14 protein-coding genes are annotated in these 14539 nt (G+C 62.1%); 6 read left to right on the forward strand and 8 right to left on the reverse strand.

Annotated elements, in window-relative coordinates; translation table 11 throughout:
• Position 1: 1 nt before the first annotated feature.
• Genes BM031_RS01240 through BM031_RS01265 form a run of 6 tightly spaced genes read right to left on the reverse strand, consistent with a single transcriptional unit; the run spans position 2 to position 7044 of the window.
• The gene (locus BM031_RS01240) at positions 2–1099 is read right to left on the reverse strand and encodes a FemAB family XrtA/PEP-CTERM system-associated protein (protein ID WP_091870015.1); all 1098 of its coding nucleotides are present in this window, start codon (positions 1097–1099) and stop codon (positions 2–4) included.
• A complete protein-coding gene (locus BM031_RS01245) occupies positions 1096–1980 on the reverse strand; it encodes an XrtA system polysaccharide deacetylase (RefSeq protein WP_091870020.1) in 885 nt (294 codons plus the stop codon). The genes BM031_RS01240 and BM031_RS01245 overlap by 4 nt, the downstream gene beginning before the upstream one ends.
• The gene (locus BM031_RS01250; RefSeq protein WP_091870023.1) at positions 1977–3032 is read right to left on the reverse strand and encodes an XrtA/PEP-CTERM system-associated ATPase; all 1056 of its coding nucleotides are present in this window, start codon (positions 3030–3032) and stop codon (positions 1977–1979) included. The genes BM031_RS01245 and BM031_RS01250 overlap by 4 nt, the downstream gene beginning before the upstream one ends.
• A gap of 12 nt (positions 3033–3044) precedes the next feature.
• The gene (locus tag BM031_RS01255) at positions 3045–4604 is read right to left on the reverse strand and encodes a TIGR03016 family PEP-CTERM system-associated outer membrane protein (protein ID WP_177207613.1); all 1560 of its coding nucleotides are present in this window, start codon (positions 4602–4604) and stop codon (positions 3045–3047) included.
• A complete protein-coding gene (locus BM031_RS01260; RefSeq protein WP_229408358.1) occupies positions 4585–5487 on the reverse strand; it encodes an XrtA-associated tyrosine autokinase in 903 nt (300 codons plus the stop codon). Before BM031_RS01260 ends, BM031_RS01255 begins: the two co-directional genes overlap by 20 nt.
• A gap of 18 nt (positions 5488–5505) precedes the next feature.
• Entirely contained in the window at positions 5506–7044 is a 1539-nt protein-coding gene (locus BM031_RS01265) for an XrtA system polysaccharide chain length determinant (RefSeq protein ID WP_091870034.1), read from the reverse strand.
• A 360-nt stretch (positions 7045–7404) separates the two neighbouring features.
• Between BM031_RS01265 and BM031_RS01270 the strand changes: the two genes are divergently transcribed.
• From BM031_RS01270 to BM031_RS01290, 6 genes are all read left to right on the forward strand, one after another.
• Complete coding sequence (locus BM031_RS01270) at positions 7405–8142, forward strand: S1 family peptidase (RefSeq protein WP_091870375.1); 738 nt, start codon at positions 7405–7407, stop codon at positions 8140–8142.
• 125 nt (positions 8143–8267) lie between these two features.
• Positions 8268–8894, forward strand: coding sequence for an XrtA/PEP-CTERM system exopolysaccharide export protein (locus BM031_RS01275; protein WP_091870377.1), 627 nt, complete (start codon positions 8268–8270; stop codon positions 8892–8894).
• Between the two features lie 202 nt (positions 8895–9096).
• On the forward strand, positions 9097–9678 hold the full coding sequence (locus BM031_RS25395) for a hypothetical protein (protein WP_177207614.1): 582 nt from the start codon (positions 9097–9099) through the stop codon (positions 9676–9678).
• Positions 9679–9718: 40 nt separating this feature from the next.
• A complete protein-coding gene (locus BM031_RS01280) occupies positions 9719–9970 on the forward strand; it encodes an HPr-rel-A system PqqD family peptide chaperone (protein ID WP_177207615.1) in 252 nt (83 codons plus the stop codon).
• A 32-nt stretch (positions 9971–10002) separates the two neighbouring features.
• Entirely contained in the window at positions 10003–10884 is an 882-nt protein-coding gene (locus BM031_RS01285; protein WP_229408360.1) for an HprK-related kinase A, read from the forward strand.
• Positions 10881–11957 (forward strand): nucleotidyltransferase domain-containing protein, encoded by a 1077-nt coding sequence (locus tag BM031_RS01290; protein WP_091870043.1) that lies wholly within the window; start codon positions 10881–10883, stop codon positions 11955–11957. The genes BM031_RS01285 and BM031_RS01290 overlap by 4 nt, the downstream gene beginning before the upstream one ends.
• 171 nt (positions 11958–12128) lie before the next feature.
• Here the strand turns inward: BM031_RS01290 and BM031_RS01295 are convergent, their stop codons facing one another.
• Positions 12129–13091, reverse strand: a complete 963-nt coding sequence (locus BM031_RS01295) for a PEP-CTERM sorting domain-containing protein (protein WP_091870045.1) — start codon at positions 13089–13091, stop codon at positions 12129–12131.
• Between the two features lie 202 nt (positions 13092–13293).
• Positions 13294–14520, reverse strand: a complete 1227-nt coding sequence (locus tag BM031_RS01300; protein ID WP_229408361.1) for a glycosyltransferase — start codon at positions 14518–14520, stop codon at positions 13294–13296.
• Positions 14521–14539: the final 19 nt, after the last annotated feature.

Raw genomic sequence — 14539 nt, forward strand, 5'->3', positions numbered from 1 at the left:
GCTATCCGAGGTTCTTTACGATGTGCGGTCCGAGTGCGTTTGCCAGCGGCAGCGGCAGCTTCTTCCAGAGCTTGATGAATAGCTGGTATTTCGGGTTCAGCGGATTGTTGTCGGGCAGGCTGGTGGCGCCGTACAGCTTGTACTCGTAGGGCAGCGGCTCCGCGGTGAAGCCCCAGTTCTTCTTGAAGTCGTAGGCGCCGGTGCCCAGCTTGCTGCGGCCGAAATCGAACAGGCGGCAGCCGCGCGCGGCGGCTGCCTGCATCAGGTTCCAGTACATGAAGTCGTTGCCGGCCACTTCGCGCGCCAGGTCGGTGCCGCCGCCGTAGTAGGGCACCACTTCGTCGCGCCAGTAGAACGACAGCACTGCCGCCACCAGGCGGCCGTCGGCGGTCTCGATGACCCGCACTTCGCATTCGTCGCCGAAGGTCTGTTGCAGCAGCGCGAAATACTTCTTCGGGAATACCGGGGTGCCGAGCCGGTGCACGCTGTGGGCGTAGGCCGCGAACATGCGCTCGACATTGTCCTCGACCCGGCCCTGCAGGCCGAGCTTGATCCCCTTGCGCACCATCGCGCGCTGCTTGCGCGGGATGGCGTTCAGGTTCTCCTCGTCGTCGCCGGAGATCGCCTTGCGGAAGGTGACGTACAGTTCCTTGGTATGCCAGGCCGGGTCGTCCGGATGGGCGCGCCGCATGCCACGGTATTCCAGGTGGCCCGCGCCCAGCTCCTGTGCCAGTTCGTGCGCAGCGCTATCGAGCATGGCGCGCGCGGCGGCGTCGATCGCGGCCACGCCGCCATACACGCAGAAGGGCATCGCGCCGAGCGAATGGCCGAACAGCCGGCTCTTGATCTGCGCCAGCGGAAGCACGCCGAGGATCACGCCGTCCTGCTGCACGTAGTAAAACCAGGTCCGGATGCCGAACGACTGCTCGAGGACCTGCTGCCAGCCGGACAGGTGGAAAAAGGTGGCGTCGGGACAGGCGCGCACGAACCCATCCCAGCGCGCGCGCTCGTGCGGCTGCAGCAGGTGCAGGGTGCGCGGAGCGGCGGCGATGACGGGGGCGGCGCGCCTGGCGTGCGCGGCTTCGATGATCGAATTCATGTTTGGGGCAGGAAGACCCGGTCCATGCGGTCCCACGCGAAATCGCGGGCCAGCTGTTCCAGGCGCCGCTCCATGCGGCCGATGTTGACGTAATGACGGAAGCGCGACTTGGCGTCCAGGCCCTCGGGGCGCGGCTGGCCCGGGTCGATTTCCCACGGGTGGAAGTAGAACAGGCCGCTGCGGCCGTCCTGCTGGTTCACGCGCTGCAGCATCCAGCGCGAGAGCGCATACGGCAGCAGGCGGAAGTAGCCGCCGCCGCCGGCCGGCAGGTTGCGCCCGCCCATGCGCACGGTGGTGATCGGGACCTCGAGCAGGCCGTCCGGCCCGTTCGGGTAGAACGGGAAGCGCGGCGCGTCCGGCATGCCGTAATGGTCGTGCGCCACCGGATAGATGCTGGAGCTGTAGCGGTAGCCGGCCTCGCGCAGGGCCTCGAGCGCCCACAGGTTGCCGCGCCCGATCGAGAAGCTGGGCGCGCGGTAGCCGATCACCGGCACTCCGCCGATATCTTCCAGCAGCGCCTTGCTGCTACGGATGTCCTGGTCGAAGGCGGCGCGGTCCTGGTCGGAGGCGCGCAGGTGGCCGTAGCCGTGGCTGGCCAGTTCATGGCCGCCTGCGACGATCGCCCTTACCACCTGCGGGTAGCGCTCGGCGATCCAGCCGAGCGTGAAGAAGGTCGCCTTCACGTCGTGGCGCGCGAACAGGGCCAGGATGCGTTCGATATTCGCTTCGACCCGGCACTCGCGCGTGGGCCAGCTGTCGCGCGCGATATAGGGCGCGAAGGCCGAGACCTGGAAATAATCCTCCACGTCGCAGGTCATGGCGTTGACGGCGCGCGCGCCCGGCGACTGCGGCCGCCCCACTTCCGACAGGTCGATTTTCATCGTTCTTCCCCGGCGGCGTGGGGCGCCGCGCCGTGCTGGTCGCCGACGATTTTCTTCAGGATCGACAATACCGACACCAGCGATTTCTCCAGCCGTACCAGGCGCTCGTCCATCACTTCGGCGCCGGCGCGGCGCTCGCCGCTCCGGGATTCGGCGACGCGCAGTTCGCCGCCGCGCAATACCGCCTCGCGCGCCGCAGCCGGCACCTGGTCGTCTGGCGCACGGTTTGCATCGTCCGGCGCCCGGAACTCGTCGTCGATGTCGCGGATGACGGTGGCAATGTGTTCTTCGTCGAAGGCGTGCAGTTCTTCCAGGTAGCCCATCAGGAGCACGCGGTCCATCAGCGTGTTCACTTTGCGCGGGATGCCGCCACTGTAGTCATGGATCAGCGCAAGCGCCGCATCGGTGAAGGAAGGGTCGCCGTTCCAACCGACCGTGGCCAGGCGGTGCTCGATGTAGGCCCGGGTTTCGCCTGCCTCCATCGGTCCCAGGTGGTAGGTGGCGATCACGCGCTGGCGCAGCTGTTGCATGCCGGCGCTGTGCAGGGTGGTGCGGAACTCCGGCTGGCCCAGCAGGAAAGTCTGCAGCAGCGGCCGGTCGTCGGACTGGAAGTTCGACAGCATGCGCAGCTCTTCGACGGTGCGAGGATGCAGGTTCTGCGCTTCGTCGACTACCAGCAGCGCACGTTTGCCCTGCTGGTCGACGAAGCGCAGGAACTGTTCCAGCCGGTTGAGCAGGTCGGCCTTGCCGCCTTCCAGGGGCAGGCCGAAGCTCGACACCACCATGCGCAGCGTGTCGTCGGCGTCGAGATGGGTGTTCACGATGTGGGCCGCCACGATCTGGTCCTTCGGCAGGCGGCTGAACAGGTTGCGCACCAGTGTGGTCTTGCCGGCGCCGATCTCGCCCGTGATCACGATGAAGCCTTCGCCCTGCGACAGGCCGTACTCAAGGTAGGCCATGGCCCGCTTGTGGCCCTTGCTGGCGAAGAAGAAGTGGGGGTCGGGACGCAGCCGGAACGGCTTGTCGCTAAACTCGTAATAGGATTCGTACATGGCGCGGTTCCGCTAGAGCGTCATCGAAAGGGTCGCCGAGATCGAGTTCTCGGTAAAGGACCGGCCGGCAGCGTCAGCAGAGCCCTGGAGCCGCCGCAGCTCGAGCGTACTGTTCAGCCTGCGCTGGAACTGGCGGTTGACGCCGAGTCGCAGGCTCCGGTTGTCCTGCTCGATACCGGTCGAAAGCGAGGTAGAGTGCGATGCATCCAGTTGCATGAATGCATTGGCCCTTGAGGACAGGCGGTAGCTGAGATTCGCTCCGACGCCGCGCTGGCGTGTATTGTCATTCAGATTGGTCAAATTGCTGCCAAGGAGAGGGCTGTCGACCTGCTGCAACGACAGCGCGTTGCGTCGCGTGTCGTACAGCGACAGCAGCAGCAGCGTGCGAACTCCGGTGATTCCGACCGACGCCGAGAACTGCTGCTGCAACATATAACGATTACTCAGATAATTAATATTGTTGGGCAATGTTGAGGGCAATCCTGCCGTCCGCATATAGGCTTCGACTGCTTTGCGGCGAAGTTCGGGGTCCGGGTAATTCGGCGTGAACAGGTTGTTCAGCATGCTGGCGGTATCGACAGCCGCGGGCAGCAGGAACTGCGAACGGCTAGTGGTAACCGACTCGTCGTAGCTGATGTTCCAAGTGGCCTGCCGGCTGCGGTGCACCGCTGAAAGCGAGCGAGACTTGCCGAAATAGCGATGTCCGTAGCTCATCGAGAGAGAGGTGCGCGCAGAGGGCGCGTAGTGGTAGCCAACATTCCAGCTCTTGCCTCGGGTGCTGCCGCCAATCGAATCGTAGTCAAACTCGTCATATCCGGCGGTGGCGGTCAGTGTCAACGGCGACAGCACCCGCCATGACAAGCCGGCCTGCACATTGCTCGACGACGAGTCGCCACCCACCGCGTCTTTTAGGCCCTGACGTGCGTAGGCGAGATTCCAGCCAATGCGCCGGGCGCCGGCATCGGCCAGGCTGACGTCGACGGATTGCCCTTGCGAATTGCCGAAGCCGTCGCGTCCGGACTTCACCGAATCGCGGGTATACCGTGCCTGCATGCTGGCGAAGGAGCCAAAGCGGTGCGTCAGGTAAGGACTGATGCGCCAGGTCGACACGTCGGTACGATTGTTGGTGGTGTACGGGGCATCGGCCAGTGGTCCGAACGCGGATACGGCCTGCTGGCCCCGGCTCGCAACCGCGTCGAGAAACAACAACTCGTCCACGATATTCGCCTTGAGATTGGCCTGCGCTTCACTGCTGCTGTCGCGCAGGTTGGGCGCGTCTTTGTTGCTGTAAAAGAATTTCTGGAACTGGTAGTTGGCAGCCAGCTGCACGCGCTTGTTGTTTGCCGCGACGGAAAACGCCGGTGCGAGTTCGGTGATGAAGTTGCTGCGCTCGAGGCCGGAAGGCGCGAGGCTGACATTGTCGCTCCAGGTTTCCCTGAGCGAAACGCTGGGCGTGAAAGTGATTTCTGCACGGCTGCCAGGAGCGATCGCAAGGCCAACCAGGACCGGCAGCCATGCGCGGCGAGACAGCCGGCGGCCATGCGGCAGGCGTTCAGCCGTAGTGGTAGTCATACGTCTCTTCACCAATGAACTCCCGCACCTTATTGTAGACAAGGTTGACATTCCGGCAACCATCGAGGCGATGCAGCGCTTCCTTTACCGCATGCTGGGTCGTGGTTTCGGCCTCGACGACCATGACGATTTGTGCCATGTGGCTTGCCAATACACGGGCTTCACTGGTCAGCAACAGCGGCGGCGAGTCAAAAATCACGACCCGGTCCGGGTAGCGGTTGGCGATCTCGTAGACCAGGTTGCGCATCGTCTGGCTGGCCAGCAGCTCAGTTGCGCGCGGGTTGCTGGCGCCGGCGGAAAGGATCGACAGGGTATCGACGTTGGTATGCAACAGGACGTCGCCGACGTCGAGTTTGTCGTCCAGCAAGACGTCCATCAGACCGCGCTGCGCGGGCAGCCCGAGGGTATTCAAGACCGAGGGCCGGGCGACGTCGGCATCGACCAGCAACACGGTGTGGTCGAGCTCCATGGCGATGCTCATGGCGAGGTTAATCGCGCAGAAGGTCTTGCCTTCGCCTTCCAGCGAACTGGTTACCATGATCAGGTTGTTCGGCTTGTCGCTGTCTTTGTGTTCACTGAACGCATGCAGCAGCAGCGGGCGCTTGATGATGCGGAATTCCTCGACCACGGCGGTACGACCGGCCGCGGCTGTCACCATGCCCATATTGCGCATGCGCTCAAGATCGAGCTCGACCCGCTGGGGAGGGCTCCGGCGCGCGGCGACATCCGGCTCCGGGGTATTCACGGACGCCGCGACCGGGGCGTCGACGCCGACCGGGGGGGCGTCTTTCACAGGGAGACTGACGGTGACGTCCTGTACCTGGGATTTGGTAACGTCCCGGCCCTGCTCGATGCGGCGTGCCGCTTTTTCAATAATACTCACATGTACTCCTGCGCTCTGTTAGGCCATGCCCTTGACTACCGTGACGCCGATGACGCAGCTGTATGCGCCGAGCAACATAATCACCGACATTCCCAGCGCCCACAGGCGCCGCTTCTGCTTGACCTTCTGCGCTTGCGTCCAGTTCATGCTGACCGTGCCAAGGATCGGTAACCCGGTTACCTCACGCAGGGCGGACTGCGAAAGGAAGGTCGGCCGCACCTGGCTCAGCAAGAGGGCGACCGCCAGGCCTGCCGCGAGCGCACCGGCGAACACAAGGCTCGCCAGACGCAGGCGATTCGGGCCGGCTGGGGTCGAAGGTGCGGTCGGCGGATCGATCACGCGGAAGGTCAGCATATCGGTAGCAGAGGAAATGTCGCCCGATAATTTGGCCGACTCGCGGCGCTCCACCAGTTTCTGGTAGTTGGCGCGGTTGATTTCGTAGTCGCGGTTGAGCTGGGCCAGTTGGGCCTCGACTTCTGGCGCGCTGGTCAACTGGGCACGCAAGTTGCCGATTCGGCCCGCAAGGGTGTCGACGCGTGCCCTGAGTGAGGCGACGCGTGCTTCGGCCACCGAAAGTTGCACGTTCATCTGCTGCAGCATCGGGCTATAGCTGGCGCCCGGATCGGAGCTCTTTCTGCGCTTGCTGATTTCCTCTTTCTTCTGTTTTTCCAGCTCCGCCAGCAGCCGCTTGCTGGAAACAATGTCGGGGTGGGCGTCGGTGTACTGCAGGCGCAGCTGGTCGACACTCTTGTTGATCGCTGCAATGCGGCTTTCCAGCTCAGGGTTCGTACCGGCAGGATCGGCCGCTTCACCCGCGAGGGCGGCCGGTTCGTCGCCCGTCATCTGGCGCTTGATCGCATTGCGGGCTTCCTCGGCTTCGGCCAGTTCCAGGCGCGCCTGGTTCAGGGCTTCCATCATTTCGCCTAGCCTGGTACTCGAATCGCCTTGGCCGCCGCCAAGCCGGCCGAGGTGCTGGAGCTTGAAGTCCTTCAGCGTGTTTTCGGCAGTGATGAGCTTGTCTTCGTAACTCTTGATCTGGTCTTCGATGAACTGGATGGCCTTGTCGGAATCCTGCTTCTTGCCGCCGAAGCTGCCCTCCACGAAGATGGTCAGCAGTGACTGCACGATGTCCTTCGCCAGCTTCGGATCCGGGTCGTTGTAGACAATGGTATAGATGTCGTCCCGCTCGGTACCGCCGAACTTGATGTTGGCGATCAGGTTGTCGACCAGTTTTTCGTGTTCTTTCTGGTTCTTGGCCTTGATGTCCAGGTCGACCATGCGGATCACGCGCTCGACGTTGGGCCGGCTGATGAGGGTGCGGCGCATGAACATGACCTGTTGTTCGATGTTCGGCATCGAAGTCATGTTGGACAGGAGGGGCTTCAGGATGCTTTGGGTATCGACATAGACGCGCGCACTGGCCTGATAGTCGTTGGGCAAAGAAAATACGACAGCCCAGCCAGCGATGGCCACAATCCAGGACACAATGATTGCATGCCAGCGATATTTACCAATTGCCTTAAGGAATGTCAGGATGACGGCGGTGATTTCAGCCATATTGTTGATCTCGGAAGGTCTGCATGCTATTGACGGGCGCGTTGCCAGTCGGGATAACGGAGTTCAATGATCGCTTGCGCTTGGAGTAATTGCAATTGCATAATGGAAAAACCTGATACCTGAGTCACCATTTCAGCATGATTCCAACACTTCGTTGAAGCACAGAAACTGGATGATTGTGAATTTGTTGTACATTTTTACGAAGCATAGGCAATCATACAACATGTTTGCTATTTGTTATTTTTCTATTGTGCACGTATTGCCTAATTGCAATGCCTTTGAAGTGAGATTGTGTTGCTTAATTTAATTGATGCACTGCATGGAAGGCTAACACGGCGCGGCGTTTGTGCGGTGATCCTGATGAGCATGATCGGGCCGGTGCAACAGGCTGGCGCAGCAACTCTGGTCGAGACCGTTGCAAGGGTCAAGCGTTCGGTGGTCGCCGTGGGCACCTATATGCCTACCCGTAGTCCCGCCCTGAGTTTCGGCGGAACCGGATTCGTCGCGGGCGACGGCCTGACCGTCATCACCAACTCGCATGTCGTCCCGGACGTCATCGACACCGAGCGCAAGGAAGCCCTCGGGGTCCTGGTCGCCACTGCGGAAGGAGTCAGCTTCCGCCCGGCGGTGCTGGAAGTGCGCGACCGCGAACACGACCTGGCGCGGCTGCGCCTCAGCGGCGCGCCGCTCGTGCCGCTGAGCGTGGGGGATGCGGGCCAGGCCGCCGAGGGGCAGGCACTGGCCTTTACCGGTTTCCCGCTGGGTGTGGTGCTCGGACTCCATCCGGTTACCCATCGGGCGATGTTGTCTGCGATCACGCCGGCCGTCATGCCGGTTCGCAGCGCGCAGGGATTGAATCCACGCGTCATCAGCCAATTGCGCGGCGCTGGATTCAAGCTGTTCCAGCTCGATGCCACAGCTTACCCCGGCAACAGCGGCAGTCCCTTGTATGATCCCGAGACCGGCGTCGTCATGGGCATCATCAACATGGGAATGGTGAAAGGAGGCAGGGAAAATGCGATTACAAACCCGAGCGGCATCAGTTATGCGGTGCCCGCCCAGCACATTCACGCCTTAATGCAACAGAAGTCGCCTTGAGACGAGGATTTACATGTCGCGGCTTGTATGCGTAACTGGATGAGTTAGAATACCCTTCAGAAAAGGTGGCGAAATTTGCAACAAGCTCGTTTGCCTTATGACGCTTGAACCTGCACGAGGAACGCATGAATATTTTTGGTACGAAAAAGTCGCTGTCCCTGTTTTTCGCAGCGCTGGCAGCGCTTGCCCTGTCCGGCTGCGCCAGCACCGGCGGCACTACCGCAGCAGATATGGCGGCGGTGGAAGCGACCGATTACCTGATCGGGCCTGGCGACAATGTCACAATCACCGTGTGGCGCAACCCGGAAGTATCGATGTCGGTGCCGGTGCGTCCTGACGGCAAGATTACAACGCCACTGGTGGAAGACCTGCCGGCCGCCGGCAAGACCTCGACCCAGCTGGCACGCGATATCGAAGGAGCCCTTGCCAAGTATATCCAGCAGCCTGTGGTCACCGTGATCGTCACCGGCTTTTCCGGAATGTATACGGAGCAGATCCGCGTAATCGGCCAGGCGGTCAGGCCGCAGGCGCTGGCGTATCGAAAAGGGATGTCCTTGATGGATGTGCTGATCGCGGTCGGTGGGGTGAGTGAATTCGCATCCGGCAATCGCGCTCAGCTCATCCGTACTGTAGACGGGAAACAGCAGAAGCTGGTGGTCCGCCTCGACGACCTGTTGAAATCTGCTGACTTGTCTGCCAATCTGGCGATGCGCCCCGGAGATGTGCTGGTGATTCCTGAGAGCTTCTTCTAAGCAGCTTGTCGGAAATTTTTACAGGGATGTGCTGCCGGATCCATCATTGTGTCAACGATCGTCGCAAGACCTTGATTTCCTTGACGGGCACGTCTTCAGTGTTGCATGGAATGATCGTTGCTTATAGAATGAGCAGCAATGCGAGCTAGTTTCGCACAAGGGATTTGCCTGATTCGGTGACATTTTTTTGGGGTTGTGAAACGTGGATATCCAGGACCAAGATTCTGCGGCCGGCAGCGGTGGCGCGCCACGTAATCCGGGTCGCCGGCGGTTTGCCAGTGCCGGCGCCGCAGCGTCGGGAGTGATCCTGACGCTTGCAAGTGCTCCCGGGATGGCTACCGAGTGCCGAGCCCCCTCCGGCGCCATGTCGGGAAACGTCAGCAGGCCTGGCGCCAAGAATGTCATGTGCGCGGGTAGGTCGCCTGGATACTGGAAAAATTGGGCGACATACTGGCCGAGCGGCTGTTATGCGGCCACTGCTGGCAGGCGCCAGGCCACTACCTTCGCATCGGTATTTCCTTTCGGTTGGACCAGCCTGTACCAGACCGGAACGATGATGCAGGTACTCACCTGCAATGACGCTTCGTTGGACAGGCATAACCTGGGCGCCCATCTGGTTGCCGCCTACCTGAACGTCAAGAGCCAGAAAATCAGTTTCCTGACGGTCGAACGTCTCAAGTCCATCTGGCATGATCTCTATACCTACGGGTACTACACGCCGGTCGCGGGCACGCGCTGGTATGCCAAGGATGTGGCGGAATACCTCCAGCGCACTGAAACCTGATGCCCAGGTCCGTATCGGTAGCCTTCATTCAGTTGCGCAGATGTGGAAGCTGATCGACGGCCAGACGCTTGCCTGCCGTGGCTGGGACGATGAATACGTAGTCTATAACGACCTCTCGGGCGATACCCACCTGTTTGGCGCCGATGCGATGCAGGTGCTGCTGCAGCTGCGCGTCGCCCCTGCCAGCGAAGAGACGCTGGCGGCCGCCTTGCAGGCAGGACCCGGAGACCGTGAAGCGCTTGGCGTGATGCTGGCCGAACTGTCCGCCCTGTCGCTGGTCGAACGTCGCTGATGCCCCGGCTATCCGATCTGCCGGCGCCAGTCTTGCGCGCCGCACTCAGCGACGGCTCGCTTTGCCTCGCGACCGGTGTGTTCTCGGTCCGGGTACATTCCACGATTCCGTCTGTCGCAGACGCGCTTGGGCTGCTGTACGCCGATTATCCTGTCGAGGTCGCGGCTGCGTATGCCGATTTTTATATCCACCTTCGGCGCCCACGTGGCCTGCGGCGCTGGTTGCGACCCCAAGTCGAGTTTGACATCGACGGTGCCGCACCGTTCCTGCCGCTTCCGCTACCCCAGGCCTTTCCCATGTTCGAATGGGCGTCCAACTGGTGTATCTCCAGCCGTGCGCATACTTACCTCATCATCCATGCGGCGGCGGTCGAAAAAGGCGGACGCGTCGCGATCCTTCCGGCGCCGTCCGGATCTGGCAAGAGCACGCTATGCGCCGCCCTCGTCTGTTCGGGCTGGCGCCTGTTGTCGGATGAACTGACCCTGGTGCGCCTGGCGGATGGCGCCATACAACCGGTCCCGCGCCCGGTCAGCCTGAAAAACGCGTCAATCAAGGTAATCCGCGGTTTCGCACCAGGCGCGGTGCTCACGCCGGAGGTGGCTGACACTGCGAAAGGAACCATTGCCCATTTGAAGGTACCTCGCGACAGCGTGCTGCGTGCCCTGGACACCGCACGGCCCGGATGCATCGTCTTCCCGCGCTATGTCGCCAATGCCGACTTGCGCATGGAGCCGGTTGCGCGTGCACGTGCATTCACGCGTGTCGCCGAGAACTGCTTTAATTATGGCATGTTGGGGCGGGCGGGTTTTAGCGCCTTGGGGACGCTCGCCGACACGGCGCCAGCCTACGATGTAAGCTACGGGCGGCTCGACGATGCCCTTGCGCTGTTCGAGCGCCTGGCGGACTGGGCATGAGTCGTGACCTGCCGGTCCTGCTTGCGGTCCTGCGCGCGCCAGCCTCGATGGCAGGCTTGGGCCTGGCCCAATGGGAGCTGTTGCTGCGCCAGGCGGAGCGCTGCGATATGGGCGCAAGCCTGATGTTCCTTGCCCAGGAACAGGGGCTGGCGGCTGGGCTGCCGGCACCCGTACGCGAACAATTTGAGTGGCTGAAGGTCCGCGCCTCGCGCCACCGCCAGGCAGTCGAATGGGAGGTGCGCCAGCTCGAGCCCGTGCTGGCGACGCTGGGGCTGCCCCTGGTGTTGCTGAAGGGGGCAGCCTACGCCCTGGCTGGCCTGCCGCCGGCGCCGGGCCGCCTGTTTTCGGATATCGATATCCTGGTGCCATTCGAGCAGCTCGGCCGGGTCGAGGCGGCACTCATGCTGGACGGCTGGGTATCGAACCTGCCGGACCCCTATGACCAGCGCTACTACCGGGAATGGATGCACGAATTGCCGCCGATGCAGCATGCCCGGCGCCAGTCGGTGCTGGACGTGCACCACACGATCCTGCCGCGTACCGCGTCCGCCAAACCCGACCCGGCAAAACTATGGCAGGCTGCCCAGCCCGTGGCCGGACATCCGGCCTTGCGGGTGCTGGCGCCGGCAGACATGGTCCTGCATAGCGCGGTTCACCTGTTCCATGAAGGCGAATTCGATCACGGCATGCGCGGTCTTTTTGATTTGCACCGCCTGCTGGTGCATTTTGGCGCCGAGCCCGGATTCTGGGACGCGCTGTCGCTCCGTGCGCACCAGATGGACGTCGGCCGATCGCTTTTCTACGCATTGCGCTACACGGCCCGGCTGTTGGGCACGCCCGTTCCAAGCCCGATGCCCGGCCCGCTTGCAGCCGCCGGCCCTGGCGCTGTCCAGCTGGCGCTCATGGACTGGTTGTTCGTGCGCGTCCTGCGACCGCTTGGGCCAGGCTGCGATGCTTCGTTCGGGGCTGTCGCGCGCCTGGTTTTGTATCTCCGAGGGAACTGGCTGCGCATGCCACCGCTGATGCTGGCGCGCCATTTGTTGCACAAAGCCTTACTGTCCAAGCCTTCCTGAGTGCCACGGTTGGGCGCGGTCGCTGCAGCGGTCACACAGGTAGCGCCCCGTCGCCGCGCGATGGCCCTGGGGGAGCGTGGGGACCGACTCACCCATCCGATGGTGATAAGGTTCAAAAAAAAACCCCGCGAATTTCGCGGGGTTTTCCAATTAATGCTTGTCGAGCGAAGCTTATGCCTGCTTGGCCTTGTTGGAACGGCGGCGGGTTGCACCCAGTGCGCCCATCAGGCCTGCACCGATCAGCATGATGCTTGCTGGTTCTGGAACGCGGCTGGTGAACTGGCTGTTGCCGTCGACTTGCAGCAGCAAATCGCCACCGGCCAGGTTCACAGCGTATCCTGGGAACAGGCCCGCGCTATTTGGCTCGCTGCTCAGGTGGAAACCGGCCGTGGCCGAATCGCCTGCTGGGTAGTTCAGGTTCGATTGGAAATTGATACCGAAGATCAGGCTCGTAATTCCTTCCAGGAAGTTCGAGTCCACGAAATCGCCAGGCTGTGAAAGCGAAGCGCGGATACGTGCCGAGCCGTTACCTGCGTTCGGCGCCATCGAAGTGAACGACGAGAAGGTTGGGAATGCGTCGTCGCCTGCGTCGATCGTGAACAGTGCGATCAGCTGGCCGTCATCGAAACCGGTACCCAGTGCCGTATTCGCATTCATCGCGGTGTCGTAGTAAATGGCAACGCGGTTTTGGGCTGGGGTGCCAGCCAGGCCAAACACGGCGGTCGAAGTATTTGGACCTGGACCACCGGTGCTCACGCTAGAAGAGAGCACGACTTCACGCATTTTCGACACGATCGTGAACTCATATCCCTTGCCTGCATCGCCGACGCCATTCGCCTCCGCATCGAGGCCGTTCATGTTCTGCAAGCCACCGACAGAACCTTTCAGTGCGGCCTGGTACAGGAAATCGAACTCATAGCCTTGCTGCAGGGCCACATTAGGGTTAAAGCCGCCGACCGCTTTGGCTACGCCCGAACCCGACGATGCCCAGTCCAGGCCGGTGCCGCCGGTGGTCAGCAGGTTATTGTTGCCGTCTTTCAGGTTGAAGTTGACGATTGGGTCGGCGTGGGCAACACCGGCGAAGGACATGCCGATTGCCAGGGCGATTGGTGCGAGTTTGCGGATCGAGATCATGTGTGACTCCTGAGTTATTTGATGGCTTCTGCTAAGACACGTATTCTGTACTACTTTATTTGCCCTGAGCGGGCTATGCACCCTTATAAGCAAGCCCCGTGCCAGTTAAAAACAATTCTTTTAAATCAGCGACTTGCGATGTCATCGTGATGGGCAGCAGCGAGGTGTCGAGACAGGTTGTAAAGAAATTCGACACTGGATTTCAGTTCAAAATGCTTGCAAGCAAGGCCCCGAAGCGGGTACGCGGGCAATAGGCGGCAAGCGCATGTGCAGTCGACTTCGCGGCAGCCGCCGCTGGAGCACCGAGTAGCCTGCTGGACGCAGACTGGATGTCCGAAACCTTGAGACGATCGGCGCGCAGCAAGGCGCCGGCGCCGGTCCGGAGTACACCGTCCATGTTCAGGAACTGGTCCAGATTGCCGGCGATGCCCAACACGGGTACACCTGCCACGAGCGCCTGGTGGCAGGTCGGGCTGCCGCCATTGCAGATGACGAGTGCGGCGCGGCGTGCCGCCACTTCGCCAGGAAGAAAGCGTGCAACGCGGGCATTGTGCGGAATACTCGCCAATTCGACATTTCCGGCCGTTGCGGCCACCACCGTCACCGGCAGCTCGCCAAGCGCCTCCAGGACAAGTGGCAGTAAACGGCCTTGGCCGGAGCTGCCGAGCGTTACGTACACAATGGGCCTGTCGTCAGGCAACTCGTTCCACCATTCGGGAAAGGCGATTGGGGGAGACCAGGTGACTGCGCCAATGTAAGAATGTTCGACAGGCATGGCATGGGCCGGAAACATGTCCGGGATGTCAGCGTAGGCGGTGTAGTCGGCGTCGGTATAGATGCGGCGCAGGTCGCTGCCAAGCGCCGGCAGGCCATATTTGCGGCGTACGTGGTTCAATGGCCGGGCATGAAGGGCGAAGGCAAGCGGCCGCGCCGCGCGAAACAGCGGGTCGGCCAGGGCAATGGGAAGGAAGCGTGTCAGCGGGAGGTCGGGCACCCGATAGCGGGGCGCCGCATAGGGGCTCCAATAAGCGTTAATCAGGGACACATAAGGCAGTTTGGCCACCCGCGCGCTTACCGATAGCGACAGCCGGAAATCCCCCACCACCAGGTCGGGCGCCACTTTCTCCAGCAGCGCAAGGTCATCCTCGACATAGTGCTCGAGCGTGGCCTGGTCGTAGACTGGTTTGCCTTGAGCCAAGGCCTGTAGGAACTGCTGGCTCGACATGCTGCGGATCGTCCAGCGGGTAAAGCTGGTGCCTGTGAAGCAGAAATCGTACCCCTCGGCACATGCGACGTGGACGTCGTAGCGCTGGGGGTCGAGCGCGCCCGCCAGGGCGATCACGCGGCCCACGTGGGCCAGCGTTACGGCCTCGGCAACGAAAAGGATTTTCCGGCGCATCTGTGGCGCCTGGCGTGCGGGATCGGGCATGGTGGACTCTGTGAACAAG

Origin of the sequence: Massilia yuzhufengensis (assembly GCF_900112225.1) — a bacterium.
Taxonomy (GTDB): Bacteria; Pseudomonadota; Gammaproteobacteria; order Burkholderiales; family Burkholderiaceae_D; genus Telluria; species Telluria yuzhufengensis.